We start from the raw sequence: 14,044 nt of genomic DNA, 5'->3' as shown, positions 1-14,044 counted from the left end.
CTACTGTTCCTGCGAAAAATAAAGCTGTTCAATAATACTAATATAATCAATTCTCGGTGAGTATCCAAGGGAAATCGGAAAGGAAGCATCTTCTAATTCGTCTTTGCGAATCGATTTTCTGCCATTGTTCTCCTTTCTCTCCCAAAAGACAAACAGCTTGTCGGCTTCGAGGAAATAAACCTTTCCGAAAGCGGATATAATAACAAAACAAATGCCGTCTTGTCTGACCACCTGCTTCATATGCTCAATCTGATGATCATGAAAATTCTGCAGGGGAAATGCCGTTTTGTTTTTTGTTTCTTTTGCCTCAAAATCAATGTAGCGCCCTTTATAAATGCCGTTGTAGTCAGTTGTGGAAGACTGTTTAAAATAAGCTTCCTTAATGACTGCGGCGCTTCTTTTCGGATAGTGGACGTTTACAATCTGGACGGGTGTCGGCTTTTTGTGAATGACAGCAATTTGGTTAACCAGATAATACTTATTCGTTTCATTCAGGTCGTCTTCGAGGGTCATGCCGCGATTACTGTATGAATGGGACCGTTTCTGGCTGTTTTGGGATGAAACCGTTTTGTTCGGCTGAAAAGTTTTTCCATTCGGGTACCGAATCACTTTTTCCATCCTCCTTATCAAACTAATAGTGACGGAAGTGAATGAACGTGCATAAACGACAGACCGTAACCGCCATTCTTCGCCTGATCGAAAAAGAGACGAAAATAAAAAATGCCGATAATATTTCCCGGACGAATGCCTATAAAGCATATTATGACCGCCATCCTGAGATCAAGTGGCCGCTTTTGGCATCGTTTGTGTCCCGCAATGCGGGCTGGTCGATGACTGATTTAAGAGGCGTCCTTTATCAGGAGGGCCTTGACAGCAGTCAGAAAAACTGGTTTTTCCTTTCGTATGAAAGGGCGAATTGGCTGATTTTTTCTGATGCCTATCCTCAGCTTCTGGTCTACCAGTGGTCAAAACAAATCGGCGAACCTCTTTTCCGTCATCTTCCTTATTTCCGCGTCTCGGCTTTTATGCAGGAAGAATGGTTCCGCTTTTGGCGTGACGGAGATACGGAACGGCTCATGTATGCTCTTATTATAAATGAACAAAACACTATCCAAGCACCTATTATACAAAATCCTTCGTTTAAAAAGAATGTTTTTGGCACGATTCCTTTTTATTTAAGTGATTGTTTTCACTTTAATACGGTGATATTCCCTTCATTTGACGGACATTTATACGGAATTTCCGTCAAACGGTTTTCAAAAACCGAAGAAAGAATTACGCTCGGAAAACAGCTGGCCCGCCTTCTGTTCAGCCCTGATCTTCACGCTTCTTTTTACCGTTTTCTTGATACCGTTCCTCATACCGGTTCACGCTTTGATATGGAGAAAATGATCGGCATCAAAAAAAGAACATCACCGATGCTGAGGACAACCTATCCCATTGTTGCCCACCCATTAGACGGCGAAAGGGCGGATTGGTTTCAAAAAAGGTTAAGAAAAGGGGCTTTCTTACAGGAGAAAATGCCGAAACAGCTTGAACTGACGGACTGGTACTTCCAGAAAAGACGGGAGCTCCATGCGCTCTTCGCGGTTAAAGAGTGGCTGAAGAAATGAAAAAGCCCGAAACCGTTCGCTGGGGTTTCGGGCTGCTGATGTGTTACGTGGAAGGGCGGTTTGGGCCGCCTAATTTTTTATCAAGCGTATCAGTCGTTTTTGCTTCGGTTTTTTGCTGTTTACCTGCATTTTTCGGTCTCGTTTTCATACGGCACCTCCTCAACTGTATCGTTTGCATTAACGTGCCGGTTCATACAAAGTTTGCGGCACTTTTTTGTCGAAAGGCACGCCTTTTAGGATAATCTCTGTTTGTTTGCCGAACTGCTTCTAGTTTTGTCATGTGCAAAGGAGAGCGGTATGAAAACGAGAATTATATTCGTAAGAGACGCAAGTGATAAAAGGGAGGAACATGAATGTCTGTTTACACGAGCAAGGCCGATATTCTCCGTCTGCTTTCTGATATCGAAATCCGGATTTCTGTTGCTGAAAAGACGCTTACCCAAGCAGTCAGATCCTGTCAGGCGGAAGCTGAAGAAATCAGACAGGAGAAACTTTCCCGCCTTGAGGAAGAGGCGCGGGAGCTTCATGTTTGTATTGATGACCTGTTTTTGACTGACCGGCGTAAAAAGGATTTGCCGAGAGTCTGCCGGATCAGCTGATTTTATGCAAAAACTTTGGTACCATATGTACTGAGGTGAGTCCGTTTGCAGACACAGTCGTTATTGGAGCTGACAGAACAAATGATAGAGGCGGTTCTGGAAGCCGAAAAAAGGTATCAGGATGGAAAAGAGTCAGGCCGTTCATATGATTTTTTTGAGATTATTAAACCCGATGTTGAAAAAAGAGACCGGCTTTGCGCGCTTTGGACAGAAGCAGCACTTGCGTTTATTCAGGAAAACCGTCCGAAATACGTTCATCACGCACAAATTCAGGCCGTTACAGAAAATTTCGGAGAGCTGATGCTCCAATCATATGTTCATCATATTCATAAAAAAAGATACAGGGATTTAACTGAATCTGTTTTATATACGCTTCGTATATTAAGGGATGAAATTGAAAAAGAAGGCAGCTGAAAACGGCTGCCTTCTTTTATATAAAGGGGTCGGGTATGTTATTCATACGCCGGGTTTTCTGCTCCACTTGCTTCGAGAACCTTCATACTGTTTCGAAATTCGGTTGCGGTGAGATGGCCTTGAATATAGAGGAATTTTGCAAAGTCCATCAGTTTATCTGCACAATCTGTTTCATATTTTTTCACTTCAGCAAAACGCTTTCTTAAGTATGATACGTTCATAATGGTGCATCCCCTCTCATGTATGTTGAGATTATGGTAACATAACGATTCGACTTTTTTCTGTTTTTAAAAAATTAAGACTTTCGACAGCATTTGACAAAAATCAGAATCACCGAAAGCACATAACCACGGCGGAATTCATACATATATAGCAGAAACTTAGTGAGAGACAAGGGGGAATGTCGTATGCAATGGAGAGCAGAGCCATATCAAAATATGTACCAGCAGCCGGCGGGATATTTCTACCCGCAGCAGATACAGCCATTACAGCAGCCGTATCCGCAGCAGATACAGCCGCTACAGCCGCCGAGTCCGCAGCAGATACAGCCATTGCAGCATCCGCCATATCATCAGCAAGGGCAGTACCCGCAGCAATTTTATCCGAATCAGGAATACGGTCATATGCAGCAGCCGTTTGCTCCCTCTCCTCCTCAGGCAGCCATGCCCGGGGGGCAGCCGGGGTTTGTGAATCCTTACCCCGTTCCCAGACCGAATCAGCAGCAGTCTTCCCAATTCTCAGGCATACTCTCCCAGTTTAAAAAAACGAACGGACAGTTTGACTTTAATAAAATGATAGATACAACGGGGCAGATGGTAAGCGCCGTAAATCAGGTCGGATCGCTGGTGAAAGGCTTCACCAGTATCTTCAAATAAAAAGCATGAATGATATCCATCATTCATGCTTATTTTTTAGGGAAAAAGAGGGTAAGCGTCTGTTCATTCCAGGATGTTTCCATATCTTCTTCACTCACCTTATACGGGAGGACAACGGTTCTTGTCATGCTTGAAGACACATGGGATGAATGAGCCTGTTTATGATCGTAGCGGATTGTAACGTGAAGGTAGCACCCCTTCGTTTCCACCAGCATATCCCCGTCACGGAACGTCTCGGGAACGCCGATATCAACCGCGAGGCCCTTCGGCTCTTCTCTGACGTCAATCGTCACTTGCGCTTCAGTAAAAGCCGAATTGACAAGGTGCTGAAAACCCTGCATCAATTCTGCGAAGGGACCTGAGTGAAAAAATTGGTCCATCGCATGGCTGATGATGTCCTCATTACTTTGCGGATCAAGTTTATCGTTTTGTGATTGATCCATATGACCACCGCCTTTTTACAAACAGACTATGCGATGTTATGCCGTATGGTTAAGAATTGAAGGAAAAAAGAAAGTATGGTTAAATAGTGGAGAATAAACTGGTAACGGATTCACATTTAGGAAGGGGAGCACAACACATTGCTGAAAAAATTATTCGGATTGGGAGACAGCCGGAAAAAGCCGGCCGAGGAAGTGATTTTTTCTCCGGCTGACGGAGCGGTGATGGATTTGGCTTCAGTGCCGGATCCCGTATTTTCACAAAAAATGATGGGGGACGGGATCGCCGTCGAGCCTGCAAACGGAGACATTGTTTCACCGGTTGAGGGAGAAGTGATTCAGCTGTTCCATACAAAACATGCTGTCGGCATCCGCACCCTTTCCGGAGCGGAACTTTTGATACATGTCGGTTTGGATACCGTCAATATGAACGGCGAAGGCTTTGAAGCGCATGTAAAAGAAGGAGACAAAGTGAAAACAGGCGATCTGCTTTTAACGTGCCGGCTGGATTTAATAAAAGAAAAAGCAAGCAGCACCGTCATCCCTATGGTGATTATGAATGGCGATGCCGCAGAACCTTTGCAATTTGCAGGCGCAAATGAAGCGAAAAAAGGACAAACAGAGCTTTTTACGATAAAAATGAAGTAGGCAGGGGCTGATTCCCTGCTTTTTTTCTTGTGCAGGATTTTCATCTAGCCAGGCAAACAAATATTCGGTAAACTGTACCTCATAAAGAGGTGTGAACGATGAAGAAAAAATCACTGAGCGAACTGATTCAGGAATTAAAAAATCATGAAAATATTGTGCATTGGCATGAAGAGGAACCGCGGGAGGCGAAAACCATGCCGATGCCGGAACAAGTAGATCCGAAAATTCGGGCGGCCCTCGAAAAGAGGGGGATCGAGCGGCTCTTTACACATCAATACTCCGCTTTTCAGACGGTTCAAAACGGAGAAAGCATTGTGGCTGTCACACCGACGGCCTCCGGAAAAACACTGTGCTATAATCTTCCGGTTCTTCAGTCTATCGCGGAAGATGCCTCAAGCCGCGCGCTTTATTTATTTCCGACAAAGGCGCTCGCGCAGGATCAAAAAAGCGAGCTGAACGAAATCATAGACGAGACGGGCATGGACATTAAAAGCTTTACCTATGACGGAGATACATCACCGGCCATCAGGCAGAAAGTCAGAAAAGCCGGGCATATTGTGATCACAAACCCTGATATGCTTCATTCAGCCATTCTTCCTCACCATACAAAATGGGTGAGTCTGTTTGAAAACCTGAAATATATCGTCATTGATGAATTACATACGTACCGGGGCGTATTCGGCAGCCATGTGGCGAACGTCATCCGCCGTTTAATGAGAATCTGCGCTTTTTACGGAAGCACGCCGTCATTTATCTGTACATCCGCCACAATCGCCAATCCGAGGGAATTGGCGGAGCAGCTGACGGGAAAATCAGTGCGCCTGATTGACGATAACGGCGCCCCGGCCGGAAGAAAGCACTTTGCTTTTTACAATCCTCCGATTGTAAATAAACCGCTGCATATTCGAAAAAGCGCCACCGTGGAAGTGAACGAACTTGCCAAAACTTTTTTAAAAAATAAGATCCAGACGATTGTTTTTGCCAGAAGCCGTGTCCGGGTTGAAATTATTTTAAGCCACATTCAGGAGATCGTAAAAAAAGAAATCGGCGCGAAGTCTGTCAGAGGTTATCGCGGCGGATATCTTCCGAAAGAAAGAAGAGAAATAGAGCGGGGGTTAAGAGACGGCAGCATTCTCGGTGTTGTCAGCACAAACGCGCTGGAGCTCGGCGTTGATATCGGCCAGCTTCAGGTCTGCGTGATGACGGGGTACCCGGGCAGTGTCGCGAGCGCATGGCAGCAGGCGGGCCGGGCCGGGCGGCGGCAGGGAGAGGCGCTTATCGTGATGGTGGCGAACTCTGATCCGATTGACCAATATATTGTGCGCCATCCTGATTATTTCTTTAAACGCTCGCCTGAATCTGCAAGAATCAATCCCGATAATCTCATTATATTGGTCGATCACCTGAAATGCGCCGCGTATGAGCTGCCTTTCAGAGCCGATGAAACATTCGGAGAAAATGATGCAAGAGACATTCTCGAGTATTTAGAAGAAGAAGGGGTGCTTCACGAAAACCGCGAACGCTATCACTGGGCGAGCGAATCTTTTCCCGCCTCCAACATCAGTCTCCGTTCGGCGTCACAGGAAAACGTGGTCATCGTTGACCGGTCAGAGACGGCTGATGTAAAAATCATCGGAGAAATGGACCGCTTCAGCGCGATGACGCTTCTTCATGATGAAGCGATTTATCTTCATGAAGGGGTGCAGTACCAGGTTGAAAAGCTTGATTGGGATCATAAAAAAGCGTACGTGCGAAAGGTCGATGTCGAATATTATACAGATGCCAATTTAGCGGTGCAGCTGAAAGTGCTGGACATTGACAGAACGGACAGCAGAAAGAAAACGGCCTTACATTTCGGCGATGTAACCGTGAACGCACTTCCGACAATATTTAAAAAAATTAAAATGACGACATTTGAAAATATAGGATCAGGGCCGATTCATCTTCCAGAAGAAGAACTGCATACCAGTGCTGCCTGGCTTGAATTGAAAGAGACGGATTCGGAGATCGGCGAAAAAACGCTTGAACAGCTGCTTTTAGGCATTGCCCACGTCCTGCAGCATATCGTGCCTGTATACGTCATGTGCGACCGAAATGACGTGCATGTCGTGCCGCAAACCAAAGCCGCACATACCGGACTTCCGACAATCTTTCTGTATGATCATTATCCGGGCGGAATCGGACTTGCTGATGAAGTATATAAGCGATTTGATGAAATCAATGAAGGGGCTGAGCGCCTGATCAGACAATGTCCATGTCAAGACGGATGTCCTTCCTGCATCGGCTCCGAAATAGAAGGAATAGATGCAAAGAAAGCGATACTCCGGCTCTTGAATTACGTGTAAAAGAAAAGGGGGACGAAAGATGTCCTTGAAAAATAAATTAAAGCGGATGAAAAACCACCTGAATGTGCCGGAAGCTGAAAAAAAGCCGGCAGCTTCACAACTTTCGGTCCCGGATATTCAAGTCCCATTTAGAGAAGAATGGGAGGCATTCGGAGTGAAGCCTTTCTTTTTTGAGGATGAATACTGTCTTATCCGCGAAACCGTCTATCCGCTTTCGCACCGCCACGGACGGTACAGCTTCAGTGAACTTGATGACGTCATGGCATTATGGAATAAAGGCGGTTTGACACATACTTTATCAGCAGAAGGATACGAAAAAAGCCAGCTGTTCTTCTTTGATACTGAAACGACCGGCCTCGGCGGCGGGGCCGGCAATATGATCTTTTTGCTCGGCCATGCAAGAGTGTATGAAGACCGTGTCGCGGTTAAACAGCATCTGCTTCCTAAACCGGGAAACGAGACGGCTTTTTACAAAAGCTTTTTAAGTGAGGTTGACATTACGTCTCTTGTTACGTATAACGGAAAAGCCTTTGACTGGCCGCAAGTAAAAACAAGGCATACATTGCTTCGGGACAGACTTCCGAAACTTCCTGAATTCGGACACTTTGATCTTCTGCACGGAGCGAGGCGGCTTTGGAAACATAAATTAGAGCGTGTATCGCTTTCAGCGGTTGAAAATGAAGAGCTTGCTTTTAAAAGGGACGAAGACACACCTGGTTATTTGGCGCCGATGCTGTATTTTCAATTTTTAAAGGCGGAGGATCCGGCTCTTTTAAAGGGAGTGCTCTCGCATAATGAACAAGATGTGCTTTCCCTCATCGCTCTTTACATCCATATGTCAAAAAAGATTTTTGCATCTTCTGATCAGACGTCAGAACGTCAGGAAGCATACGCCATGGCGAAATGGTTTATCGCTCATAAAGAAACCGATCGGGCTGTTTCACAGCTGGAAGCGCTGCAAGGCAAAGCCTTTGAAGATTCGGATCGGGCCCTTTTTGACTTAGCAATGCTTTATAAAAAACAAAACCGCAGGCAAGACGCCGTGCCCCTTTGGGAGAAACTGACGGGCTCTGATCTTCACATATGCAGACACCAATCAGCGGTAGAGCTGGCGATCTATTTTGAGCATCACGCAAAAGATTATAAAAAAGCTCTGCAGGCCGCACAGCAGGCGGCAGAAGACGGGGAAATATCGGAAAAAGAAGCCGAGAAGCTCCATGTGAGAATTGCCCGGCTTAAGAGGAAATATCCTTCTTGAAATATTGCCCGGGAAAGCGCAAAAGCCGAGCTGTTTCGCCAAAAATATTTTTTTCTGAATCCGCATCGATTTTGTTGTAGAATGGTGCCGCATCTTGTAAAATAGCGTTAGTTATTTATAGGGGAGAGTTGGTATGTATAAAGGTGTTTTTTACTTGTTCTTTGTCGTGGTTTTTTTGATTGCGTTTGTATTTTCGAATTTTAAAGACAGCTTGCTGACACACTTTTAAATTGGGTGATTGAATTAGAACATGCACCCTCTTTTCTTCATAACCTAACAGTGTAATATAAGTTAATGGAGAGGGGATTTAGCATGTTTCATCATCATTGTTGCAGACCAAACGTGATGCCGCCGATTGTCCATCCGACTCATTGCTGTGAACACCATTGTTTTTCTAACACAGTTGTGCCGCATATTCATCCGCAACATACAACTAACGTAAATCACCACAACTTTGAGCACGTTCATTACTATCCGCACACTTTTTCAAATGTTGACCCGACAACTCACCAGCATTTTCAGTGCGGAAGCCCTTGCTGCGATCATTAGTATTGAACGCTTAAGCAAGATCGGTTAGGATATCAGCAAATCAAAATGGGGCCCGATGGGGAGCCCCATTTTTTAAGCAGGTGATCAATTGAAAGTATTAGCCGTAACAGGATACAAGCCGTTTGAACTCGGAATTTTTAAACAGGATGACCGGGCGCTTGTTTATATAAAAAAGGCGATAGAAACCAGACTCAGAAGCTTTATTGACGAAGGCTTGGAATGGATTCTCATATCCGGACAGCTGGGGACTGAGCTTTGGGCGGCTGAAACGGCGTACGATCTCAGAGAAGAGTATCCGGAATTAAAGGTTGCCGTTATCACGCCTTTCTACGGCCAGGAAGAAAAGTGGAAGGAACCGAATAAAGAAATGTATGAAGCGGTGCTTGCTCAGGCAGATTATGAGGAGAGCCTGACGCATCGGCCGTACGAAAGTCCGCTCCAATTCCGGCAGAAAAACGCGTTCTTTATTGAAAAGTCAGATGCGCTTTTGCTTTTATATGATCCTGAAATGGAAGGATCGCCGAAATATATGCTGCAGCAGGCAGAAAAACGCCGTGAAACAGACGGATATCCGATTTATTCGATTACGATGGATGATCTCCGTGCCGCCGTTGAAGAAGAAGATTTCTTTACATAACACGTCAGAGAATATTTGACAACGGGACGTGTTTCTGAATAAAATATAACATGATGATTCACGATATGAGGTGAAAAAGATGCTTGCTGATAAAGTAAAGCTTTCTGCGAAAGACATTTTGGAAAAAGAATTTAAAACAGGCGTTAGAGGTTACAGACAAGAAGACGTTGACAAATTTTTAGATATGATTATTAAGGATTATGAAACCTTTCATCAAGAAATTGAAGAACTGCAGCAAGAAAATCTGCAGCTGAAAAAACAGCTTGAAGAAGCAAGCAAAAAACAGCCGGTGCAGTCCAATACGACCAACTTTGACATTCTGAAAAGGCTGTCCAACCTTGAGAAACATGTATTCGGCAGCAAACTTTATGACGAATAGGGCAGATGCACTTGTCAAATGAGACAAGTTGCTTTATAATGAACAAGTGTTCTTAACGTTCGGGTAATCGCTGCAGATCTTTGAATCTGTAGAGGAAAGTCCATGCTCGCACGGTGCTGAGATGCCCGTAGTGTTCGTGCCTAGCGAAGAAATAAGCTAGGGCAGCCTTGATAGGCTGACGGCAGGAAAAAAGCCTACGTCTCCGGATATGGCTGAGTATCCTTGAAAGTGCCACAGTGACGAAGTCTCATCAGAAATGGTGAGAGTGGAACGCGGTAAACCCCTCGAGCGAGAAACCCAAATTTTGGTAGGGGAACCTTCTTGAAGGAATTGAACAGATAGAAGGACAGAATGCTTTCTGTAGATAGATGATTGCCGCCTGAGTACGAGGTGATGAGCCGATTGCAGTACGACGGAACAAAACATGGCTTACAGAACGTTAAACATTATTGATATGACAAATTAGAGCTCTCCTTTAAAGGGGAGCTTTTATCTTGAATGAGACGAAAGCTTAAAAGAGACAGGGTGATACGATGAAGAAGTACACACTAATAGCGACGGCGCCGATGGGAATTGAAGCGATCGTCGCCAAAGAAGTGCGTGATTTAGGTTATGAATGCAAAGTAGACAACGGAAAAGTCATTTTTGAAGGAGATGCGCTTGCGATCTGCCGCGCTAACTTATGGCTGCGGACGGCTGACCGCATCAAAGTACAGGTCGCCGAGTTTCAGGCGAAAACGTTTGATGAGCTGTTTGAAAAAACAAAAGCGATTGACTGGCGCGCGTACATTCCGGAAAACGCAAAGTTCCCCGTTATCGGAAAATCCGTGAAATCAGTGCTTGCCAGTGTGCCTGACTGCCAGCGGATCGTCAAAAAGGCGATAGCGGAAAAGCTGAAACTTCAATCAGGAAAACAAAATGAATGGATTGAAGAAACGGGCCCCGAGTATAAGGTGGAGATTTCCCTTTTAAAAGATAAAGCCGTGCTTACACTGGATTCATCAGGAACAGGCCTTCACAAACGGGGATACAGGGTTGATCAGGGAGGAGCTCCGATTAAAGAGACGCTCGCTGCCGCGTTAATTCAGTTAACCAACTGGACGCCTGACCGTCCGTTCGTCGATCCGTTCTGCGGTTCCGGCACGATCGCCATTGAAGCCGCTTTAATCGGACAAAACATTGCTCCCGGTTTTAACCGTGATTTTGTTTCAGAAGACTGGGAATGGATCGGAAAAGAACTGTGGGACAAGGCGCGTCTTGAAGTGGAAGAAAAGGCGAACTATGATCAGCCGCTGCAGATCTTTGCCAGTGACGTGGATCACCGGATGGTAAACATCGCCAAAGAAAACGCAGAAGAAGCGGGACTCGGTGACCTGATCGAATGCAAGCAAATGCGGGTGCAGGATTTTACGACGAAACTCGAATACGGCGTAATCGTCGGAAACCCTCCGTACGGCGAACGGCTCGGCGAAAAAAGGGAAGTCGAGCAGATGTATAAAGAAATGGGCCGGGCATTTGAATCTCTTGATACATGGTCTGTCTACATGTTGACGTCAAATGAACAATTTGAAGAGGTCTACGGAAGAAAAGCAACCAAAAAACGGAAGCTCTTTAACGGTTTTATCAAAACGGATTATTATCAGTACTGGGCTAAAGTGCGGCCGCAGCGGAAAAAGCCGCAACAAAGAGAAGACGCCTGAAACAGCGTCTTCTCCGGCATCTTTACGTTTTATTCTGCCATTACCAGCGGTGCGCTTTTGCGTTGCTCCGTAAAATAATGTTGGTCTGGGACATTTCGGTGTGGCCGTTCACTTGCGATTTAGAGCGTTTCGGCCGCGTCCAATTGTGATGAAACAATTCAGAATGCTGATCTAATCGATCTTTATAACTCATGTAACCATCACTCCCGGATAGAATAATTTTGTGAAGATGGATATTCGATCGAATATCTGTTGTAGTTTGTGCAGGTCAGGTGCGGATCATTCAGAATGGCATGTATAGAAAGTGAAGCATCGGCATAGAATGATGATTATTTCTATTTGAGAGGTGATCTATTTTATGCTGAACAGCGAGCACTTCAGTAAAATACAAAAGGCGTTAGACGCAACTGCTTTCCGGCTGGAGGAAGCCGGAGCGGAGTTCGGTCCTTCCGCCATGACACACGCACAGGAAGAACTTGAAAATGCGGTAAAACATACACATTCAACAGACCATCCGTTCCTATGTACACATATCATTAACCGGAAATGATAATGACAAAAACTTGGCGAGGCCAAGTTTTTTTGTTGTATTGAAAAGGGTTAAATGATATTATAGATGGTCTGAATGCCGAATAGTTAGGGGTTGGAGTTGGGTGACAACATCACGTTTGCCTTTTGCTTTAACAAAAGAAAAGAATTTTTACGAAGAATTGAACAATTGGATTGGTGACGTGTTTTACGATATCCTTCCCGAGAAAGGCTTTGACCTTCGGGATGAGCAGGTATTTATGGCGTTTCAGCTTGAACGGGCATTTAAAGAGAAAAAAGTCATGTTCGCTGAGGCAGGAGTCGGTACGGGGAAAACGCTGGTGTATCTGCTGTTTGCCATCAGCTATGCCAGATATACGGGTAAACCGGCCATTATCGCATGCGCCGATGAAACGTTAATTGAACAGCTTGTCAAAAAAGAAGGCGACATTTCCAAGCTGACAGAACATTTGGATCTGCAGATTGATACACGGCTGTCCAAATCCCATGAGCAGTATCTGTGTCTGAAAAAGCTTGAGAAAACGATGCAGCGTTCTGATGATGAAAAGTGGCTGGATCTTTATGAGTCGCTGCCTTCATTCGTACACGAATCACAAGCGATGCAGCGCTTTTATCCGTACGGCGACCGCAAACAGTACGCTGATTTGACGAATGAAGAGTGGGCAGGCGTCAGCTATGATTCCTTCCAAGATTGTTTAACTTGTGATATGAGACATAGATGCGGTTTAACACTTTCGAGAGATCATTACAGAAAATCAACGGATCTGATTGTTTGCTCCCATGATTTCTACATGGAGCATGTATGGACGGAAGAATCACGCAAAAGGGAAGGACAGCTGCCGCTTTTGCCGGACCACAGCGCCGTCGTGTTTGATGAAGGACATCTGCTGGAATTCGCCGCGCAAAAAGCGTTAACCTATCGCGTGAAGCAGTCGACGCTTGAGCTGTTTTTAGAGCGTCTGCTTCAAAATGACATCAGAGAGGAATTCGCCGAACTGATTGAAGATGCCCTTGCCGCAAACGATGAGTTTTTCTATGTGCTGTCAGAGGAATCGAAGGAAATCGCAGGCTCTCACCGATTGGACATCCAAAACGACCAGCGTGTTAAGCGTGCGGCTGACGAACTGTGCCGTCTGCTCGATAAAATCGGCGAGGCGCTCGTATTTGAATCGGAAATGTATACGATCGATAAGTACGAGCTGTCAGTTGTAGAAGAATACGTCGAACAAATGGCATATTCGCTGTCGCTGTATCAAAAGGATGCCATCAGCTGGCTTGAAACGCGGGATACAGACTCAACGTTTGTCGTTATGCCGAGAACTGTAGCCGAAGTTTTGGGAGAAAAGGTCTTTTCTAAAAAGATTCCTTATATCTTCTCATCGGCCACTCTTTCTGAGGGCGGTTCATTTGATTATATCGCTGACAGCCTCGGAATCCGTGATCCTTTATCATTTACCGTTGAATCTCCGTACGATTACGAAGAGCAAATGTCTGTTGCGCTTCACGGTGACATGACGTCTGAGCAAAAAACAGCCGAAACGATTGAAACCATTAAGAAGAATGAAGGACGCACCCTCGTTCTTTTCCCTTCCTTTGAAGACATGAAGGAATTTAAAGAACAGGCTGCCGCGTGGGAGCTGCCGTATCCGATATACTACGAAGGTGACGAAGAGATCTCCAGTCTGGTCGAAAAATTCCAGCGGGATGAAGAATCCGTGCTTTGTTCCGTCCACTTATGGGAAGGTCTTGACATTCCCGGTGACTCGCTCCGGAATGTGACCATTTGGGCGTTGCCGTATCCGCCTCATGATCCCGTGTTTACCGCAAAGCGGAACGGAGCGAAAAAAGATCCGTTTGAGGAAGTTGATCTGCCGTACATGCTCTTGAGAGTCCGGCAGGGAATCGGCCGCCTCATCCGTTCTAATCAGGACAGCGGAACCATATCCATTTATGCGGGCGGAGAAAGTGAACGGGTCCTGGCCGAAGTCAAAAAGGTCTTGCCTGTTACACCGAAAATCGTATAAAAACAAAAGCTGCA

At 45.4% G+C, this 14,044-nt stretch carries 18 protein-coding genes, 1 other RNA gene and 1 pseudogene; 15 read left to right on the top strand and 5 right to left on the bottom strand.

Annotation, left to right across the window (positions count from 1 at the left end):
- Entirely contained in the window at positions 1–609 is a 609-nt protein-coding gene (gene recU, locus NYE42_RS11470) for a Holliday junction resolvase RecU (RefSeq protein WP_007409489.1), read from the bottom strand.
- A 41-nt stretch (positions 610–650) separates the two neighbouring features.
- Here recU and NYE42_RS11465 point away from each other — a divergent pair, with 41 nt between their 5' ends.
- Complete coding sequence (locus NYE42_RS11465) at positions 651–1,613, top strand: DUF2515 domain-containing protein (protein ID WP_108724853.1); 963 nt, start codon at positions 651–653, stop codon at positions 1,611–1,613.
- Between the two features lie 43 nt (positions 1,614–1,656).
- On the opposite strand, the gene sspM is transcribed toward NYE42_RS11465, so the two are convergent.
- The gene (gene sspM / locus NYE42_RS11460) at positions 1,657–1,761 is read right to left on the bottom strand and encodes an acid-soluble spore protein SspM (RefSeq protein WP_003153525.1); all 105 of its coding nucleotides are present in this window, start codon (positions 1,759–1,761) and stop codon (positions 1,657–1,659) included.
- Between the two features lie 205 nt (positions 1,762–1,966).
- On the opposite strand from sspM, the gene NYE42_RS11455 reads away from it, so the two are divergent.
- Both NYE42_RS11455 and NYE42_RS11450 read left to right on the top strand, forming a co-directional pair.
- Positions 1,967–2,212, top strand: a complete 246-nt coding sequence (locus NYE42_RS11455; protein WP_277506579.1) for a DUF5446 family protein — start codon at positions 1,967–1,969, stop codon at positions 2,210–2,212.
- A 45-nt stretch (positions 2,213–2,257) separates the two neighbouring features.
- Positions 2,258–2,626, top strand: a complete 369-nt coding sequence (locus tag NYE42_RS11450; protein WP_007409492.1) for a YppE family protein — start codon at positions 2,258–2,260, stop codon at positions 2,624–2,626.
- A 38-nt stretch (positions 2,627–2,664) separates the two neighbouring features.
- On the opposite strand, the gene NYE42_RS11445 is transcribed toward NYE42_RS11450, so the two are convergent.
- Positions 2,665–2,847 (bottom strand): YppF family protein, encoded by a 183-nt coding sequence (locus NYE42_RS11445; RefSeq protein ID WP_003153532.1) that lies wholly within the window; start codon positions 2,845–2,847, stop codon positions 2,665–2,667.
- A gap of 186 nt (positions 2,848–3,033) precedes the next feature.
- On the opposite strand from NYE42_RS11445, the gene NYE42_RS11440 reads away from it, so the two are divergent.
- Entirely contained in the window at positions 3,034–3,501 is a 468-nt protein-coding gene (locus NYE42_RS11440; RefSeq protein WP_094032290.1) for a YppG family protein, read from the top strand.
- Positions 3,502–3,530: 29 nt separating this feature from the next.
- Here NYE42_RS11440 and NYE42_RS11435 read toward each other — a convergent pair whose 3' ends face one another.
- Positions 3,531–3,944 carry a hypothetical protein gene (locus tag NYE42_RS11435; RefSeq protein WP_039254739.1) on the bottom strand — a complete coding sequence of 138 codons (414 nt, stop codon included), beginning with the start codon at positions 3,942–3,944 and terminating at the stop codon, positions 3,531–3,533.
- Positions 3,945–4,082: 138 nt separating this feature from the next.
- On the opposite strand from NYE42_RS11435, the gene NYE42_RS11430 reads away from it, so the two are divergent.
- From NYE42_RS11430 to NYE42_RS11390, 9 genes and pseudogenes are all read left to right on the top strand, one after another.
- The gene (locus NYE42_RS11430; protein WP_012117833.1) at positions 4,083–4,589 is read left to right on the top strand and encodes a PTS glucose transporter subunit IIA; all 507 of its coding nucleotides are present in this window, start codon (positions 4,083–4,085) and stop codon (positions 4,587–4,589) included.
- Between the two features lie 98 nt (positions 4,590–4,687).
- Complete coding sequence (locus NYE42_RS11425; protein ID WP_352426471.1) at positions 4,688–6,934, top strand: DEAD/DEAH box helicase; 2,247 nt, start codon at positions 4,688–4,690, stop codon at positions 6,932–6,934.
- Between the two features lie 19 nt (positions 6,935–6,953).
- Positions 6,954–8,192: a ribonuclease H-like domain-containing protein gene (locus tag NYE42_RS11420; protein WP_352426470.1), complete on the top strand. Its 1,239-nt coding sequence runs from the start codon at positions 6,954–6,956 to the stop codon at positions 8,190–8,192.
- Positions 8,193–8,313: 121 nt separating this feature from the next.
- Positions 8,314–8,421, top strand: a pseudogene (locus NYE42_RS11415) (hypothetical protein); the annotation flags it as partial.
- Between the two features lie 83 nt (positions 8,422–8,504).
- Positions 8,505–8,741, top strand: coding sequence for a spore coat protein CotD (cotD, locus tag NYE42_RS11410; RefSeq protein ID WP_003153539.1), 237 nt, complete (start codon positions 8,505–8,507; stop codon positions 8,739–8,741).
- An 88-nt stretch (positions 8,742–8,829) separates the two neighbouring features.
- Positions 8,830–9,378 carry a DUF1273 domain-containing protein gene (locus NYE42_RS11405; RefSeq protein WP_007409499.1) on the top strand — a complete coding sequence of 183 codons (549 nt, stop codon included), beginning with the start codon at positions 8,830–8,832 and terminating at the stop codon, positions 9,376–9,378.
- A 79-nt stretch (positions 9,379–9,457) separates the two neighbouring features.
- Positions 9,458–9,757 carry a cell division regulator GpsB gene (gene gpsB, locus NYE42_RS11400; protein WP_003153541.1) on the top strand — a complete coding sequence of 100 codons (300 nt, stop codon included), beginning with the start codon at positions 9,458–9,460 and terminating at the stop codon, positions 9,755–9,757.
- 55 nt (positions 9,758–9,812) lie between these two features.
- Positions 9,813–10,194, top strand: an RNA gene (gene rnpB, locus NYE42_RS11395) — RNase P RNA component class B.
- Positions 10,195–10,290: 96 nt separating this feature from the next.
- Positions 10,291–11,457 carry a class I SAM-dependent RNA methyltransferase gene (locus NYE42_RS11390; protein ID WP_015417697.1) on the top strand — a complete coding sequence of 389 codons (1,167 nt, stop codon included), beginning with the start codon at positions 10,291–10,293 and terminating at the stop codon, positions 11,455–11,457.
- 40 nt (positions 11,458–11,497) lie between these two features.
- Here NYE42_RS11390 and NYE42_RS11385 read toward each other — a convergent pair whose 3' ends face one another.
- On the bottom strand, positions 11,498–11,650 hold the full coding sequence (locus NYE42_RS11385) for a YpzG family protein (RefSeq protein ID WP_003153548.1): 153 nt from the start codon (positions 11,648–11,650) through the stop codon (positions 11,498–11,500).
- Between the two features lie 165 nt (positions 11,651–11,815).
- Here NYE42_RS11385 and NYE42_RS11380 point away from each other — a divergent pair, with 165 nt between their 5' ends.
- Together NYE42_RS11380 and NYE42_RS11375 are read left to right on the top strand one after the other, a co-directional pair.
- Entirely contained in the window at positions 11,816–12,007 is a 192-nt protein-coding gene (locus NYE42_RS11380) for a hypothetical protein (RefSeq protein WP_003153550.1), read from the top strand.
- A 103-nt stretch (positions 12,008–12,110) separates the two neighbouring features.
- Positions 12,111–14,030, top strand: coding sequence for an ATP-dependent DNA helicase (locus tag NYE42_RS11375; protein WP_032866285.1), 1,920 nt, complete (start codon positions 12,111–12,113; stop codon positions 14,028–14,030).
- Positions 14,031–14,044: the final 14 nt, after the last annotated feature.

The sequence above is a fragment of the Bacillus sp. FSL K6-2865 genome (assembly GCF_040311405.1).
GTDB lineage: Bacteria > Bacillota > Bacilli > Bacillales > Bacillaceae > Bacillus > Bacillus velezensis.
Note: the sequence above shows the minus strand (reverse complement) of the source record. Positions and strands in the feature narration are given on the sequence as shown.